Consider the following 16,192-nt stretch of genomic DNA (forward strand, 5'->3'; position numbering starts at 1 on the left):
ATGCTTTGAAAATATAAGTCAGGAAAATAAAACAGTGGAGAAAGTCTAAGGTATGACGACCGGAATCAGCTTGAGATAGCGCAATTTTTCGTACAACAGTTAAAAAATGTTAACCCTGTAATAGACGTATCAACAAAGAACCGTTATACATCGCGTCCTTAACGAGCGCGGCCCCCGCCATGGTTCCCTGGTTGGTAAACTGCGTACTTTCGACCACAATATGCTGACTATACGCCGGGAGCGCCTGCTGACGAATGCTGTCAGCAATGGTGGGAAACAAAATATCAGCCGCTTTGCTGAGCGGAGAACCAATCAATATCTTTTGCGGGTTGAACAAATTCACCATGATGGCAAGGATGCGTCCGACGTGGGTCCCGACGCCGCTAATGATATCTTTTGCCAATAAATCACCCTGCATCGCCGCCAGGCACAGTGCGTCTACCGTTAACGGTTGTCCATGCAGTGAAGAGCTCATTGACTGCTTCAGCCGCACCTGCGCCAGTTCCAGTACGCTGTCGACGCTGGCGATGGTTTCCAGACAGCCATGATTACCGCAATAGCAGCGTTTACCGTAAGGATCCACCTGCGTATGACCAATTTCCACCAGGCTACTGCTCCCGGCATGCAGTAAATGACCGTCGGTTATCACCCCTGCACCGACGTTATGGTCAATAACGACCTGGATGACATCGCGTGCGCCACGTGATGCACCAAAAAGCGCCTCCGCCATGGTCCAGGCGCTGATATCATGCTGAATATAGACCGGCACGCCGGTATGGTTTTCGAGCGCTTCGCCCAACGGCATCTCTTTGACATCATCGTAAAACGGCATGCGATGTACGATGCCGTTTTCGGTATCGATTATGCCAGGTAGCGTGATGGCGATGGAGGTCAAGCGTTCCAGCTTTTGCTGGTGGCGGATGAAAAACTGATCGACCTGGGTAATGATACGCGCCAGCAGAGGTGTTTCACTGACCAGCGCCATTTCCAGGCAATCCTCAACCACCAGCTTGCTGCTTAGATCGCGCAGCGCCAGAAAAATCTCGCCGCGACTGATGCGAATGGATAGATAATGCCAGGCTTCGGTTTCGACAACCAGCCCCACGGCCGGACGCCCACGACTCCCTGCTTCCTTGATTTCCAGCTCTTGTACCAGGTGGGCTTCAAGCATTTCGCGGACAATTTTGGTAATACTGGCAGGCGCCAATTGTGCCAGGCGAGAGAGATCAATACGCGATACCGGTCCCAGCTGATCAATCAGGCGATAGACCGCGCCCGCATTGGTCTGCTTAATTTGATCGATATGCCCAGGCTGACTATCAGCAACCACCACTTACTCCCTTTATTTTCGCGCTCCGAAATAATCTGTGGGCTATGGTGAAGCACTTCAATGGCTTCCGTCAACTTTTTACTTAGCCTTGTGATTTACTGCACATTTTCACCCATATTTAAACTAAATTAATCGCCTGGACCGCCGCCAGCAGTTGTTCACGAAAACGTTGCGCGGCATGACTTTGCTCATGATGCTTAGGCCAGACTAACCACATTTCGGAGACGGCATCTTCTTCCGCTATCGGGATCCAGCACATTTCATACAGTTGCACCCGTTTAAAGGAAGCGGGCAGGATCGAAACGCCCAACCCCGCGGCCACTAACCCAATGATGGTCATCGCCTCGCCTACCTCCTGAGTAATCGTCGGTTTGAGGTCATAGCGACGCATCAGGCCCAAAATGTCGTCATACAACCCCGTTCCCACATGCGGGTCAAAAAAGACAAATGGCTCATTAGCCAGCTCAGTCAGCGTCACTACGGGCTTTTGCGCCAACGGATGCGCTCGTGGGATCATCGCCATCAGCGGTTCATGCAGAATAACCTCTCGCGCCAGCGTTTCCGGGAGTTGCGTGTTGCGCATAAGCCCCAGATCCAGAGTACCTTCGTTAAGTGGGGCAATTTGCTCGCGCGTATTCATTTCGCGGGTTTGCATATGCACCACAGGATAGCGCTGGCGAAACAGGGAGAGCGTATCTGACACCGCTTTGATAAACGGCGCTGATGACGTAAAGCCGATACGCAATTCCCCTGCTTCTCCGAGATGCAAACGCTCTGCCCGGGCGGCGGCTTCATTAACCAGGCTAAGGATCTGTCGGCTGTCCGCCAGAAACTGTTTTCCGGCGGCAGTGAGGGCCACGCTACGGTTAGTTCGCGCCAATAACCGGGCGCCAATCTGTTGTTCCAGGATTTGGATCTGCTGGCTTAACGGTGGTTGCGAAATATTCAGCCGCGCTGCCGCCCGGCCAAAATGCAACTCTTCCGCAACCGCCACGAAGTAGCGTAAATGACGAAGTTCGATATTCATATTTTTAAAATATTATTTGAGATTATTAATATATTAGACAGAATATTGGGATTTTCATACTCTTAAGGCTGGTCCTGTAGTAGCAAAATATTAAGCAAGGATTCCAAGTGAGTCGTACAACAACGGTCGATACCGCGCCGGCAAGCGATATTGACGAGAGCGTTACCCTGCCGGATGGTTTTATCAAACGCGGTACATCCCCTTTTATGCGCGTTACGCTGGCGCTGTTTTCTGCCGGGCTGGCGACATTTGCCCTGCTCTATTGCGTGCAGCCCATACTGCCGGTGCTCTCGCACGAGTTTGGGGTTTCCCCTGCCAGCAGCAGTATTTCGCTTTCCATCTCTACGGCAATGCTGGCCATCGGTTTACTGTTTACTGGCCCACTTTCCGATGCGATAGGTCGTAAGCCGGTAATGGTTACGGCACTGCTACTCGCCTCCTGCTGTACGCTGCTTTCAACAATGATGACCAGCTGGCACGGGATTTTAATCATGCGCGCGCTGATCGGTCTGTCGCTGAGCGGCGTGGCGGCGGTGGGGATGACCTATCTGAGTGAGGAAATTCATCCCAGCTTTGTGGCTTTCTCAATGGGCTTGTATATCAGTGGGAACTCAATTGGCGGTATGAGTGGTCGCTTGATCAGCGGCGTATTCACCGACTTTTTCAACTGGCGTATCGCGCTGGCGGCGATCGGCTGTTTTGCCCTCGCCTCCGCGCTGATGTTCTGGAAAATTTTGCCAGAGTCCCGTCATTTCAGGCCCACGTCGCTGCGACCTAAATCATTGTTCATCAATTTCCGTTTACACTGGCGCGACAGAGGGTTACCGCTACTGTTTGCGGAAGGTTTTTTGCTGATGGGGTCGTTTGTCACACTGTTTAATTACATCGGCTATCGCCTGATGCTCTCTCCGTGGGAACTCAGTCAGGCAGTTGTCGGCCTGTTATCCGTGGCATATCTGACCGGGACCTGGAGTTCGCCGAAAGCAGGCTCCATGACTACCCGCTATGGTCGCGGCCCGGTGATGATCGTTTCAACCGGCGTGATGCTTTTTGGGCTATTGATGACCCTGTTTACCTCACTATGGCTGATCTTCGCCGGGATGCTGCTCTTTTCTGCCGGGTTCTTTGCCGCGCACTCCGTGGCAAGCAGTTGGATTGGGCCACGGGCGAAACGCGCTAAAGGCCAGGCCTCTTCCCTGTATCTGTTCAGCTATTACCTGGGCTCCAGTATTGCCGGTACGCTGGGCGGTGTGTTCTGGCATAGCTACGGCTGGAACGGCGTGGGCGGATTTATCGCCCTGATGCTGGTGCTGGCGTTGCTGGTCGGTGCGCGTTTGCACCATCGTCTGCACGTTTAATCAAGGATGCCCGGCTTCGGGCATCATCACTTATGAAGACGCTGCCATTTGCAGGACAATAACCGTCCCGTTCATCACGATATGCAGCGTCATCGGCATCAGCAGTCCGTTGCTTTTCAATCTGGCAAGGATTAAAACCTGCGACACAAGAAACAGCATCAGCAGCGTGCGCAGATCCACATACTGGGTATGCATCACGGCAAAAATGATCGATACCACGACTGACGACAGCCAGGTTTTATTATTGAACCAATACTGGAATGCGTTGAATAAACAGCCCCTGAAAACAATTTCTTCATAAACTGGCGCAAAAAATATCAGGGTCAGAGTGGATAACCACAGCGCGTAGTTGTTTAAAGATATCTGGCTGGTTACCCACGCTTCGGTTTGTCTGAGACCTATCAACCACGGCAAGATAAGCTGAATAAAAAGCAGGGCCGCAAATAAAATGCCAAACCAGCGGGCATTGAAGATCCCTTTGCCCAGCCCCTCTCTTTTTCTGAAGAAGAAATAATACAGCGGAACCAATACGATAAATTCCAGCATAAACAACAGCGGGAAGAGTAATCCTTTGGCGAGCAGCTCCTGGCTTGCGGGAAAAAACAACGGGGTAAACGTGAGACCAAACATCAGCAAAAACATAGAAAAACAGCCAGCAACGGCTTTGGTCCGGGCGATATACTGGTTGTCGACATCCTGTGACATACAATCTCCTTGCACTTGTCGAGTATAAGATGATGAATTATCGATATATGATAAAAATTCTCATTATCACTGACAACCTACCAACATTTACCCTATGTATGGAGAATCCGTCAGCGGCAGCCAAAAGCGGAAGCACGCGCCTGCCGTTGAATTAACCAGATTGATATCGCCGCCATGCAGTTCAAGCATTCTTCGCACAATCAGCAATCCCAGACCGCCGCGCTGCTCACGGGGAGTTAACGCGGTTGGGCGCTGAAATAACACTTCGCGTACCCCCATTTCCACGCCTGGGCCGCTATCCTGCACTTCTGCTACCAGTCGGTCTTCATCACGCCAGATTTTTAGCCATACATCCCCCCCGTCAGGCGTATGGCGGATAGCATTATCCAGTAAATTCGTCACCACCCTTTCCATCATCGATAAATCGGCATTTACCAGCGGTAACGGCCCCATCACGTCAAGGTGTAACTGCAAATGGCGTGTGGCAACAGGGAGATCAAACTTCTGCGCCACATCCTGGATCAACTCGCCAATAGCAAAACGTTCGCGCTGAGGTTTTATGCCGCCGTGCTCCAGCCTCGCCAGCTCAAACAGTTGTTGTGACAGATGGCGAACCTTATGCCCCTGGCGCAACGCGATACTAAGATAATGCCTGTTTTCCTCTGGCGTTATCGTGTCGGCTTTCAGCGACAACATTTCCAGATAGCCCAGCAGCGAGGTGAGCGGCGTGCGTAAATCGTGAGATATATTGGCAATAAACTCTCTGCGCTGGCGATCGCTGTCAGCTAACAGATCCCACTGCTGCGCAATTTGCTGTGCCAGCTCTATAAACGCATTGTTCAACAACGCAATTTCATTCCCCGGTGACGGATCGGGCTTTTTCTGCGCCAACTGCTTAATGACGCAAATACTGTCCTGCTCCATTTTGACCACCTGCGCGGTCAACCTTTTTACCGGATGCGTCACCCATCGCCACACCAGTAAGCCCGCAATTCCGCCGGCTAATAAAACCAGAATTAACGTTCCTGCCACCGTGTTCCAGAGCGTTTTCTGCCAGGCGGTATTTGCCAGCATATGCAGATTTTCGCCCTGGAGAATAATGTACAGATAACCATGCAGTTGGCCGTTAAGCATCACTGGCGCCGCACTAAAGACCTTCTGCTGATTGCTGCGCGGATCATCGCCATACACTGGCAAAGCATCCGAATTTAGAAAATCCTGAATCGGCTGCACGGTAATTTTCTGGCGCTGAATATGCCCGGGCGGTGCGGCATCGGCGAGTATGTCACCTGCTGGTGAAACCAGATACAGTTCGACGCTTGGATTGAGCGTCATCAGGTGATTAAACAGTCCTTTTAACGTCTGTCGATTGATCTGCCCGCGGGTATCAATCAGTGACTCACTTTTGACAATCTTGCTCGCCAGTTCCAGCGACAGCCTTTGCACCATGGCGTCGCCATATTTTTGACTATTACGTAGCTGGACAACGCTGACGGCTACCGCGCAAATCAACATAATCGCGGTAAATACCAGGGTCAGCCGCTGGCTTAAAGACAGTCGATAAATCATGACTGATGCTCCGCGTTATTCGCCGCAAGCTTATAACCTCGTCCCCAAACGGTGAGAATAATTTCCGGCTCAGCAGCATCTTTTTCAATCTTGGTCCGCAGACGATTAATATGACTGTTCACCGTATGCTCATACCCTTCGTGCTGGTAGCCCCACACATGATCTAACAGCGCCTGACGCGAAAAAACCTCGCCGGGATGACGAGCGAAAAAATAGAGCAGATCGAACTCACGGGGCGTCAAATCGATTGATTTGCCATGCTGGCGGACTTCTCGGGCTAAGGGATCAATCTCCACGCCATGGACGCTAATGATCCCCGCCTCCAAACGTAGATTCTGACTCATCGCCTCCTGACGGCGAAACAGCGCCTTCACGCGGGCCATCAGTTCCAGTACGGAGAAAGGTTTGGCTAAATAATCATCGGCTCCCATCTCCAGCCCCAGAACGCGGTGAGTTTCACTGGTGCGGGCGCTAATAATAATGACGGGTAAATAGAAACTCATTTGACGAATGCGACGACATATTTCCAGACCATCGACACCCGGCAGCATCAAATCGAGGATAACCGCATCCCAGACATGTTTTTCCAGTTGTTCAAGCGCGCGCGTTCCATCCGCCTCATGGATAATTTCATATCCCTCATCCTTCAGGCTAAGCTGCAAAAGTGAGGCAATATCGCTGTCATCTTCCACCAAAAATATCTTTTTTGCGCCGGCCATCAGTGTCATCCCCTCTCGTTGTACTGAAAGCTTACCTCAGGCAAGGGGCGGAAGTTATCACAAAATTTTTAACTTTTCGTGAGGATCCTGGGATACGCCTGGATCCAGGATGTCGTTACAGAAAGTCACGCATCAACAGGGAAACGTCGCTTTGTTTTCCTTAACATGAAAATAAAAAGGAACAGTTATGCAGAAAAAACGTCCACTTCGGGAAGCTGATGTTACCGCCGAATCAGTTTTTTTTATGCAAAGACGACAGGTCCTCAAAGCGCTTGGAATAGGCGCTGCAGCCGCTTCTCTCGCCTCCCCGACGCAGGCGAATCTACTGAATTGGTTTAAGGGTAACGATCGCGCGCCTGCACCGGCGGGGAAACCGCTCGAGTTCATAAAACCGGATGCCTGGCAAAGCACACTACCCCTGACGCCGGAAGACAAGGTAACGGGCTATAACAATTTCTATGAATTTGGTCTGGATAAGGCCGATCCTGCCGCCAATGCCGGTAGCCTGAAAACCGATCCCTGGACATTAACCATCAGCGGTGAGGTGAACAAACCCTTAACGTTGGATCATGATGCGCTGACCACGCGTTTTCCGTTAGAAGAACGTATTTACCGGATGCGTTGCGTTGAAGCGTGGTCGATGGTTGTGCCGTGGATTGGCTTTCCCTTACATAAATTATTGGCGCAGGTTGAACCCACCAGCGACGCCAAATACGTTGCCTTTGAAACACGCTACGCCCCCGATGAAATGCCCGGTCAGAAAGATCGCTTCATTGGTGGTGGGTTGAAATACCCCTATGTTGAAGGTTTGCGTTTGGATGAGGCCATGCACCCTCTTACCCTTCTGACCGTGGGCGTGTATGGCAAAGCATTGCCGCCGCAAAACGGGGCGCCGATACGCCTGACGGTCCCCTGGAAATATGGCTTCAAGGGTATTAAATCGATCGTCAGTATCAAGCTGACACGTGAGCGCCCGCCGACGACCTGGAATATGTCAGCGCCGAACGAATACGGTTTTTACGCCAATGTTAATCCACATGTCGATCATCCCCGGTGGTCTCAGGCGACGGAACGTTTTATCGGTTCCGGCGGGATTCTCGATGTACAACGCCAGCCGACGTTGCTTTTTAACGGTTACGCCAATGAGGTGGCTTCTTTATATCGGGGCATGGATCTACGGGAGAACTTTTAAGTGAGATTAACGGCAAAGCAGATAACCGGCCTGAAAGTGCTACTGCATCTCGCCGGTTTTTTACCCCTGCTATGGCTCTTCTGGGCAGTGCAACAGGGTGCGCTGGGCGCCGATCCTGGGAAAGACATTCAGCATTTTACCGGCATTACTGCGCTAAAATTCTTGCTTGCCACCCTGCTGGTATCGCCGCTCGCACGCTATGCAAAGCAGCCTTTGCTGTTTCGTACCCGACGCTTGTTAGGATTATGGTGCTTTGCCTGGGCCACACTGCATCTGACCAGCTATGCGCTTTTAGAGCTGGGTATACAAAATTTGGGATTGTTGGGGCGAGAGCTGGTTTCACGGCCATGGCTCACGCTGGGCATGACGGGTTGGGTTATCTTACTCCTGCTGACGCTGACCTCCACGCAGGCCGCACAGCGTAAAATGGGCAAACGCTGGCAAACGTTGCACAACTACGTCTACCTGACTGCCATTTTACTCCCGGTTCATTACCTATGGTCGGTCAAAGTGTTGTCACCGTCCCCTATTATCTACGCCTTCTGTTTTATTGTGCTGCTGGTATTTCGCTATAAAAAGTGGTTACGCAAAAGCGGATACAAAGGTGTGTTTATGAAAAGTGAATGATTCACGGTAAACTTCTTAACCACACCTAAACAGAACGAGAACAAAAAATGAGTAACAATGATAATTACCATCAACTCACCCGCACGTTCCAGCGGCTCTCTCGCTTCTCTCACCTCTCGGCCATCGCCAGTTGGGACATGTTTACCATGATGCCGCCGGGCGGCAGCAAAGCCCGCGGCGAAGCGTTGGCAGAACTGAGCGTACTTGAGCATCAGTTGTTAACCGACGCGAAAGTAGCCAAGTGGATCGCCGCAGCAAAACAGGAAGACCTTAACGATGTTGAGCAAGCGAATTTGCGCGAAATGTCGCGACTGCATCACCAGGCCTCCCTGCTGCCTGAATCACTGGTAGAAGCAAAGTCGCTGGCGGGCAGCCGCTGTGAGCATGCCTGGCGCAGCCAGCGACCCGCGAATGACTGGGAGGGTTTTTCCGAGAACCTGAAAGAGGTCGTGAAATACAGCCGCGAAGAAGCCCGACTGCGCGCAGACGCTAAAGGTTGCTCACCTTATGACGCGCTACTGGACATCTTTGAACCAGAGATGACCAGCGCCCAACTGGATGTCCTGTTTGCAGATGTGAAAAGCTGGCTGCCCGATCTCCTTAGCAAGGCGGTGGCAAAACAGTCTCAACAAACGCTTATCGCCCCAATTGGCCCCTTCCCGACTGCTGTACAGCGAGAGCTGGGTCTGGAAACGATGGCGCAGTTAGGATTCGACTTTACCGCTGGACGACTGGATATCAGCGCGCATCCCTTCTGTGGCGGCGTGCCGGAAGATGTTCGCATTACGACCCGCTATGACGAAAATGAACTCCTCAGCGCGCTGTTTGGCGTGATTCATGAAACGGGTCACGCCCGCTATGAGCAAAATCTGCCGCGTAACTGGTCAGGACAACCTATCGCTCTGGCACGCTCAACAGCCATTCATGAGTCGCAAAGTCTGTTCTTTGAGATGCAATTGGGACGCAGTAAAGCATTCCTGACGCGACTCATTCCGGCTGTGACGCGTCATTTTGGCAACCAGGCAGCGTTTGAAGAGAGCAATTTCATTGCCTGGAACCAGCAGGTAAAACCCGGTTTTATCCGCGTTGACGCCGACGAGGTGAGCTACCCTGCTCACGTGATCCTGCGTTATGAAATCGAGCGAGCGTTAATTAACGGTGACATTGAAGTGGATGACATTCCGGCCTTGTGGAATGAGAAGATGCAGGCCTGGCTTGGACTGTCAACGGTGGGGGATTATCGCAATGGCTGTATGCAGGATATTCACTGGACCGACGGCGGCTTTGGCTACTTCCCGTCTTACACTTTAGGCGCTATGTATGCGGCGCAATTGTTCAGCGCAGCTCACCGCGCATTGCCCGATCTGAACCAGTCCATTGCGCAGGGAGAGTTTAGCGCCCTCTTTGACTGGCTACGCCAAAATATCTGGCAGCATGGCAGTCGTTTTACCACTGAACAACTCATTACCCAGGCCACCGGAGAGCCGCTCAGCAGCCGCTATTTCCGCACTCACCTGGAAGCCCGTTATTTGTAATCTCATGCCGTGAGTCATTGTACATATCGTTACACGCCGATACCAATGACTCACGGAAGCCCAGTGATTACAGCGATATAGTTATTTCAACGGCCCCGCAGTGGGGTTGAATGAAAAACCAAATCGAGGGTATGAGAATGAAAAAAGTATTAGCTCTGGTTGTTGCCGCTGCTATGGGTCTGTCTTCTGCTGCATTTGCTGCTGAAACAACTGCTACCACCGCGCCAACTGCTGCAACAACAAAAGCAGCCCCGGCGAAAACCACCCATCATAAAAAACAGCACAAAGCTGCACCGCAGAAAGCACAGGCTGCCAAAAAACACGCCAAAAAAACCACCACTAAACCGGCGGTAGAACAGAAAGCGCCAGAACAGAAAGCTCAGGCCGCTAAAAAACACACCAAAAAAGCAGCCACCAAGCCTGCCGCAGAACAGAAAGCACCAGAGCAAAAAGCTCAGGCCGCTAAAAAACACACCAAAAAACCTGTGAAACACGACTCCGCTAAACCAGCCGCTCAGCCAGCCGCATAACACACCTGTAGTCACTATGGCGTCCCCCACGCCGTAGCATACGGCGCTAAATCATTCAGATTTGGCGCCGCCTTTCGGAGGGTAAAATGGTGTCACATTACCGCTTTGAGTTCATTCTTACGGCCCTGATTATTTGTGCCCTCATCGCCATGCATTTTTATCTTTCCTGAGTGTAGTTATCTGATTTTACTCCCACTTTCCCGCCGTCCCGTCTATAGTATTAACTGAGGGTTTGCTGTTAAAAATCATAATTCCCCACCAGAGTGTGATATGCATAAAACCATTGCTGTGTTACTGGGTTCAATTTGTTTAACTCCTGTCGTTGCGCATGCGGAACAGCCAGCAACGTCCAGCGCTGAAGCAGAAAATATAAAAACGCTGTTTTTTGGACATGACGATCGCATTAAGGTGACTGACCCAACGCAATCACCATGGGACGCTATCGGACAACTGGAAACCGCCAGCGGTAATCTGTGTACCGCTACGCTCATTTCACCCCATCTGGCTCTGACTGCCGGACACTGCTTACTTACGCCGCCAAAAGGTAAACCTGATAAAGCCGTGGCGTTACGTTTCGTGTCGAAAAAGGGTATCTGGCGTTATGAGATCCACGGAATTGAAGGCCGGGTTGATCCTTCGCTCGGCAAACGTTTAAAAGCCGATGGTGATGGCTGGATTGTGCCCCCCTCCGCCGCCCCATGGGATTTTGGTCTGGTGGTGTTGCGTTATCCACCTTCCGGTATCACACCGCTGCCATTATTTGAAGGTGATAAAGCGGCGTTAACCGCGGCGCTGAAAACCGCGGATCGTAAAGTCACGCAGTCAGGCTATCCGGAAGATCATCTTGACGATTTGTACACGCATCAGGATTGCGTGGTGACCGGCTGGGCGCAAAATACCGTTTTGTCACATCAGTGCGATACGCTCCCGGGCGACAGTGGGTCGCCATTGATGCTGAAGACGGATTCCGGCTGGCAATTGATTGGCGTACAAAGCTCCGCTCCGGCGGCGAAAGATCGCTGGCGGGCAGATAACCGCGCGATTTCCGTGACCGGATTTCGCGACAAACTGGAAGCGCTGGCCAAGGGATAACGCATACTGCCCGTATTAACGGGCAGCACTTTTATCAGGCCAGTTTTATCATGATCATTCCGGCCAACAGCAATGCCACGCCGATCCAGCCTTTATTGTTCAGACGCTGACCAAACAGCACCCAGCCTGCAGCTAACGTCGCGGCAATCCCGAATCCGCCCCATAAGGCATAGGCGACGGAGAGATCGATACCTTTTACCGCCTGCGACAGCGCACTAAAAGCCGCTAAAACTGCAGCCAGCGACAGCACGCCATAAGCCTTGCGGCGAAAACCATCAGAAAACTTCAAAAAGACGTTAGCCACGATTTCCAGAACGATAGCCATGCCAAGCCAGGCGCCATGAACCCATTCAAACTGCTGCATGGGTCACCTCTCTGCCCGCTTTGGCAGGCTTTCGTGTACCGGATTTAATCAGCACAATACCTACCACCAGCGAGACCAGACCAGCCACCTTCATCGTGGACAAGGTTTCGTCAAATAACAGCACGCTGAACAGCGTAATAAATAAAATACCGATACCTTCCCATAAGGCATAAGCTACGCCGAGAGCAATTTTTTTAACGGCAAAACTGAGAAAAATATACGATAAGGCGATCATTACCAGCATTAAAATAAAGCCTGAATTACCATGGCCCACGCTCGCCCATTTCATTGACAGCGTACCGGTAATTTCAGCCGCGATGGCCAGACCTAATAATATCCAGTAAAACATGATGCTTCTCCTGCTTGAGAATATAGTCCTTTGGGCCTACTGCATGCAGTAAACCAAAAAATAAAATCAGTTAGCTCAGCGCACAGCGCAAGCTCAGGCAGAAGAAGGGACTAAAGCGCGTTGCGCCAGTGTTGCTCACCCGCAAGCAGGAAAGTGGAAGAGGTACGAAGAAGTGTAGGTAAAAGCAAAAACATCCTGAACATATTGTCCATAATATTACAATTATCCGCAGTGTTGCTTCTCATCATCGCGGATGATAATTGTCCTCGGTAGTTAAACACAGATGATTTGTATCATAGGTTCATTACGAACTCAAAGCCTTTTCACTTCTTTACCAGCCCCGTTTGATTTTTGTTATAACGCCTCGACGCAAATCACATTATTATTCAGATTCAAAAAGTAAAAGCACAGGAATACACATGGCGAAACCGATCATTACGCTTAACGGTCTAAAAATAGTCATTATGCTGGGCATGCTGGTTATCATACTGAGCGGCATCCGCTTTGCCGCAGATATCATCGTGCCCTTTATTCTGGCATTATTTATTGCCGTTGTGCTGAACCCTGTGGTGCAACGCATGGTGAAACTTCGCATACCGCGCGTATTCGCAGTGTCATTGCTGATCGTAATTATTGTAATGCTAATGGTGCTGCTATTAGCCTACTTAGGTACATCCTTAAATGAGCTTGCGCGGACGCTACCGCAATACCGTTCTTCACTGGTTATCCCGCTGAAAAATCTCGAGCCTTGGCTACAGCGCGCAGGGATAGGCGTTTCGGTGGATGAGCTCGTCAAATACATCGATCCGAACGCGGCAATGACGCTGGTCACTAATTTGCTGGCGCAGCTGTCTAATGCCATGTCATCGATATTTTTACTGCTGCTGACGGTGGTTTTTATGCTGCTGGAAGTCCCGCAACTGCCCAACAAACTGAAACAAATGATGAGCCGGCCTATTGAGGGAATGGCAGCGATTCAACGCGCCATCGACAGCGTATCGCACTATCTGGTACTAAAAACGGCAATCAGCATTGTGACCGGACTGGTCGCCTGGGGCATGCTCGCCGCCCTCGACGTGCGCTTTGCCTTTGTCTGGGGATTGCTGGCCTTCGCCCTCAACTATATTCCTAATATCGGTTCAGTGCTGGCAGCCATCCCCCCTATTGCTCAGGTGCTGGTATTTAGCGGTCTTTATGACGCCCTGGTGGTGCTGGCGGGTTATCTGGTCATTAACCTGGTGTTTGGGAATATCCTCGAACCGCGGATTATGGGACGAGGTCTTGGGCTGTCCACGCTGGTGGTGTTTCTGTCGTTGATCTTCTGGGGCTGGTTGCTGGGTCCTGTGGGGATGCTGCTTTCTGTTCCGCTGACCATCATCGTCAAAATTGCGCTTGAGCAAACCAACGGCGGGCAAAGCATTGCCGTTCTGCTTAGCGATCTCAACAAAGCGTAAAATGTCGCCCCGCCTGCGCGGGGCATTTCGTTTATCGTTTAGCCCGTAGCGCCAGGGTGGCACTCAACAGCGTAAATAACGCAATTATCCACGCCATGGTCCATGGCGTGCCGTCACTGAAAGCGGCCAGCAGTAATGATGAGATAATCCCGCTACCGTACTGTAATGCGCCAATCAGCGCGGAGGCTGAACCAGCGATGTTCGGTACCGCATCCAGCGCTGCGGCCGTTGAGGTAGCCGCAATAATGCCGTTCATCGAGAACAACAGGAATATGGTAATGATAATGGCCACAATTCCCCCGGACTCCAGCTTAACCAACAGGGCAAGCGCAACCGCAGCCAGCGCCGCCAGCATCGTCGCATATTTCAGCAGTTGCTCCAGGGGATGCCGTTGCACCAGCCTACGGTTTACCACACTCATCGCCATGACGCCGACAATATTTAGCGCAAACAGCCAGCCATAATGCTGAGGATCAACATGGTAATAGCTAATATAAACAAATGGCGATCCGGTAATAAACGCATACGCGCCGACGTAATAAAACGTCAGGCTCAGGGTGTAGCGCATAAAACGCCCATTAGATAACAGGGAACGGTAATTACGAAATGCGCCCGTCAGAGAAGCTTTTACCCGTTTTGCTTCAGGCAGTGTTTCTGGTAGCCAACATAAAGAGACACACATTAGCGCGCCAATCAGCACCAGCAGCCAAAAAACTGCGTGCCAGGTGCTCAGGCGAATAATTTGCCCGCCAATCAATGGCCCAGCTATCGGCGCAATCGCCATTATCAGCACCAGCGTCGAGAGCATTTGCGCCGCACGGGTACGCGCAAAGAGATCGCGGATCATTGCCCGGGCCAGCATAGGCCCAGTACAGGCGCCAAGGGCCTGAAATACCCGCCAGAAAACAATCTGCGTGATGCTTGTAGACATCGCACATCCTGCAGACCCGATGATAAAAAGCACCATGCCAATAAACAGCGGTTTACGCCTGCCCAGATGATCGCTAATCGGTCCCCAAATCAGCTGTGCGATAGTAAAACCTACCAAAAATCCGGTGATCGTAAGTTCTACATTGCCATGTAAATCCGTGGCCATTGTCGGCATTGCCGGAAGATAAATATCGGTAGAAAGTGAGGTAAAGGCCATCAGGCCACTGAGGATCAGAATAAAAGTAAGGCCGGTGTGGCTTGCTGTAGCCACCGGCGATGCCAGTTCATTTTTACGCATAGCGCTCTGTCATGTTGAAGAAACAGACCACAGTATATATGCGACGTATTGCGGTGATTAGAGGGCTAAAATGGCATAAGTTTATGAACCATAATCATGAATAATGGCAACGTTAGCGGCAGATACTGTGATTCCACTCCAGTATTTGCTATCCAGAAATGAATTTAACTCATAGGTCCATGCGGGATTCACAGACTAATAGTACCCACAGAAAATTGCTAATCTGCGGTCAATACAAAGATGAATGCTCAGGAGAATCCCATGAATACAAAAGTACTCAATAACGGTGTTGAGATGCCCCTGCTTGGTTTTGGCGTTTATCAAATGACCGATGCCGCCGAATGCGAGCAAGCCGTACGGGATGCCATTGATTCAGGTTATCGCCTGATTGATACCGCTGCCTCATATCTGAATGAAACTCAAGTAGGGAACGCACTCAGGCAAAGCAGTGTACCACGTAATGAGCTTTTCGTGACCACCAAGCTGTGGTTACAAGATGCAAGCTATTCCGGCGCAAAGGCGCAATTTACGCGGTCCCTGCAACGCCTTCAGCTTGATTATATTGATCTTTATTTAATCCACCAGCCCTATGGAGATGTACATGGTGCCTGGCGCGCTATGGAGGAGTTATATGAGGAAGGAAAAATCCGTGCGATTGGCGTGAGTAATTTTTATCCGGATCGACTGGCTGATTTAATGGCCTTCAATCGCGTGATTCCTGCCGTAAACCAGATTGAGGTAAACCCATTCCATCAACAGCCACATGCGGTTGTCTGGATGCAGAGCAGAAACATTCAACCACAAGCCTGGGCACCGTTCGCGGAGGGACGTAATGACCTGTTTCAGAACCCGGTTTTAGCGGCTATTGGGGAAAAATATGGCAAAAGCATCGGTCAGATCGTGCTGCGCTGGATTTATCAGCGCGGAATTATTTCACTGGCGAAAACCGTGCGTAAAACGCGTATGACCGAAAATATTCAGGTGTTGGATTTTAGCTTGACCCCGGAAGAAATGACGCAAATTGCCGCCATGGATAGCGGAAGCAGCGCGTTTTTCTCGCATCGAGATCCGGCTAGAGTGGAATGGATCACCCAGCGGAAGCTGGACGTTTAA

At 51.0% G+C, this 16,192-nt stretch carries 16 protein-coding genes; 8 read left to right on the forward strand and 8 right to left on the reverse strand.

Annotated features, from left to right (window positions below):
* Positions 1-109 precede the first annotated feature (109 nt).
* Both mlc and M4I31_RS12095 read right to left on the reverse strand, forming a co-directional pair.
* Positions 110-1,330 (reverse strand): sugar metabolism global transcriptional regulator Mlc, encoded by a 1,221-nt coding sequence (gene mlc / locus M4I31_RS12090; protein WP_085049336.1) that lies wholly within the window; start codon positions 1,328-1,330, stop codon positions 110-112.
* Positions 1,331-1,448: 118 nt separating this feature from the next.
* A complete protein-coding gene (locus M4I31_RS12095) occupies positions 1,449-2,357 on the reverse strand; it encodes a LysR family transcriptional regulator (RefSeq protein WP_038640495.1) in 909 nt (302 codons plus the stop codon).
* 107 nt (positions 2,358-2,464) lie between these two features.
* On the opposite strand from M4I31_RS12095, the gene M4I31_RS12100 reads away from it, so the two are divergent.
* Positions 2,465-3,715, forward strand: coding sequence for an MFS transporter (locus M4I31_RS12100; RefSeq protein ID WP_038640493.1), 1,251 nt, complete (start codon positions 2,465-2,467; stop codon positions 3,713-3,715).
* A gap of 30 nt (positions 3,716-3,745) precedes the next feature.
* Here M4I31_RS12100 and M4I31_RS12105 read toward each other — a convergent pair whose 3' ends face one another.
* The 3 genes from M4I31_RS12105 to M4I31_RS12115 form a co-directional block, all read right to left on the reverse strand.
* Positions 3,746-4,420 carry a CPBP family intramembrane glutamic endopeptidase gene (locus tag M4I31_RS12105; protein WP_042308544.1) on the reverse strand — a complete coding sequence of 225 codons (675 nt, stop codon included), beginning with the start codon at positions 4,418-4,420 and terminating at the stop codon, positions 3,746-3,748.
* Between the two features lie 87 nt (positions 4,421-4,507).
* On the reverse strand, positions 4,508-5,989 hold the full coding sequence (locus M4I31_RS12110) for a HAMP domain-containing sensor histidine kinase (protein WP_085049337.1): 1,482 nt from the start codon (positions 5,987-5,989) through the stop codon (positions 4,508-4,510).
* Complete coding sequence (locus M4I31_RS12115; protein WP_069324171.1) at positions 5,986-6,708, reverse strand: response regulator transcription factor; 723 nt, start codon at positions 6,706-6,708, stop codon at positions 5,986-5,988. Before M4I31_RS12115 ends, M4I31_RS12110 begins: the two co-directional genes overlap by 4 nt.
* Before the next feature lie 187 nt (positions 6,709-6,895).
* Here M4I31_RS12115 and msrP point away from each other — a divergent pair, with 187 nt between their 5' ends.
* From msrP to M4I31_RS12140, 5 genes are all read left to right on the forward strand, one after another.
* Positions 6,896-7,900, forward strand: coding sequence for a protein-methionine-sulfoxide reductase catalytic subunit MsrP (gene msrP / locus M4I31_RS12120; protein WP_161668243.1), 1,005 nt, complete (start codon positions 6,896-6,898; stop codon positions 7,898-7,900).
* The gene (gene msrQ, locus M4I31_RS12125; protein WP_085049339.1) at positions 7,901-8,527 is read left to right on the forward strand and encodes a protein-methionine-sulfoxide reductase heme-binding subunit MsrQ; all 627 of its coding nucleotides are present in this window, start codon (positions 7,901-7,903) and stop codon (positions 8,525-8,527) included.
* Between the two features lie 47 nt (positions 8,528-8,574).
* Complete coding sequence (locus M4I31_RS12130) at positions 8,575-10,062, forward strand: carboxypeptidase M32 (protein WP_085049340.1); 1,488 nt, start codon at positions 8,575-8,577, stop codon at positions 10,060-10,062.
* A gap of 137 nt (positions 10,063-10,199) precedes the next feature.
* Positions 10,200-10,592: an acid resistance repetitive basic protein Asr gene (asr, locus tag M4I31_RS12135; protein WP_085049341.1), complete on the forward strand. Its 393-nt coding sequence runs from the start codon at positions 10,200-10,202 to the stop codon at positions 10,590-10,592.
* A 270-nt stretch (positions 10,593-10,862) separates the two neighbouring features.
* Entirely contained in the window at positions 10,863-11,684 is an 822-nt protein-coding gene (locus M4I31_RS12140) for a serine protease (RefSeq protein ID WP_038640479.1), read from the forward strand.
* 34 nt (positions 11,685-11,718) lie between these two features.
* Here the strand turns inward: M4I31_RS12140 and mdtI are convergent, their stop codons facing one another.
* Positions 11,719-12,048, reverse strand: a complete 330-nt coding sequence (gene mdtI / locus M4I31_RS12145) for a multidrug/spermidine efflux SMR transporter subunit MdtI (RefSeq protein WP_038640477.1) — start codon at positions 12,046-12,048, stop codon at positions 11,719-11,721.
* Positions 12,035-12,400 carry a multidrug/spermidine efflux SMR transporter subunit MdtJ gene (gene mdtJ, locus M4I31_RS12150; protein ID WP_160956389.1) on the reverse strand — a complete coding sequence of 122 codons (366 nt, stop codon included), beginning with the start codon at positions 12,398-12,400 and terminating at the stop codon, positions 12,035-12,037. The genes mdtI and mdtJ overlap by 14 nt, the downstream gene beginning before the upstream one ends.
* A 416-nt stretch (positions 12,401-12,816) precedes the next feature.
* Here mdtJ and M4I31_RS12155 point away from each other — a divergent pair, with 416 nt between their 5' ends.
* The gene (locus M4I31_RS12155; protein WP_085049342.1) at positions 12,817-13,851 is read left to right on the forward strand and encodes an AI-2E family transporter; all 1,035 of its coding nucleotides are present in this window, start codon (positions 12,817-12,819) and stop codon (positions 13,849-13,851) included.
* A gap of 31 nt (positions 13,852-13,882) precedes the next feature.
* Here M4I31_RS12155 and M4I31_RS12160 read toward each other — a convergent pair whose 3' ends face one another.
* Positions 13,883-15,079, reverse strand: a complete 1,197-nt coding sequence (locus tag M4I31_RS12160) for a multidrug effflux MFS transporter (RefSeq protein ID WP_085049343.1) — start codon at positions 15,077-15,079, stop codon at positions 13,883-13,885.
* Positions 15,080-15,340: 261 nt separating this feature from the next.
* Between M4I31_RS12160 and M4I31_RS12165 the strand changes: the two genes are divergently transcribed.
* Positions 15,341-16,192 carry an aldo/keto reductase gene (locus tag M4I31_RS12165; RefSeq protein ID WP_085049344.1) on the forward strand — a complete coding sequence of 284 codons (852 nt, stop codon included), beginning with the start codon at positions 15,341-15,343 and terminating at the stop codon, positions 16,190-16,192.

Origin of the sequence: Citrobacter sp. XT1-2-2, assembly GCF_023516235.1 — a bacterium.
Taxonomy (GTDB): domain Bacteria; phylum Pseudomonadota; class Gammaproteobacteria; order Enterobacterales; family Enterobacteriaceae; genus Citrobacter; species Citrobacter werkmanii.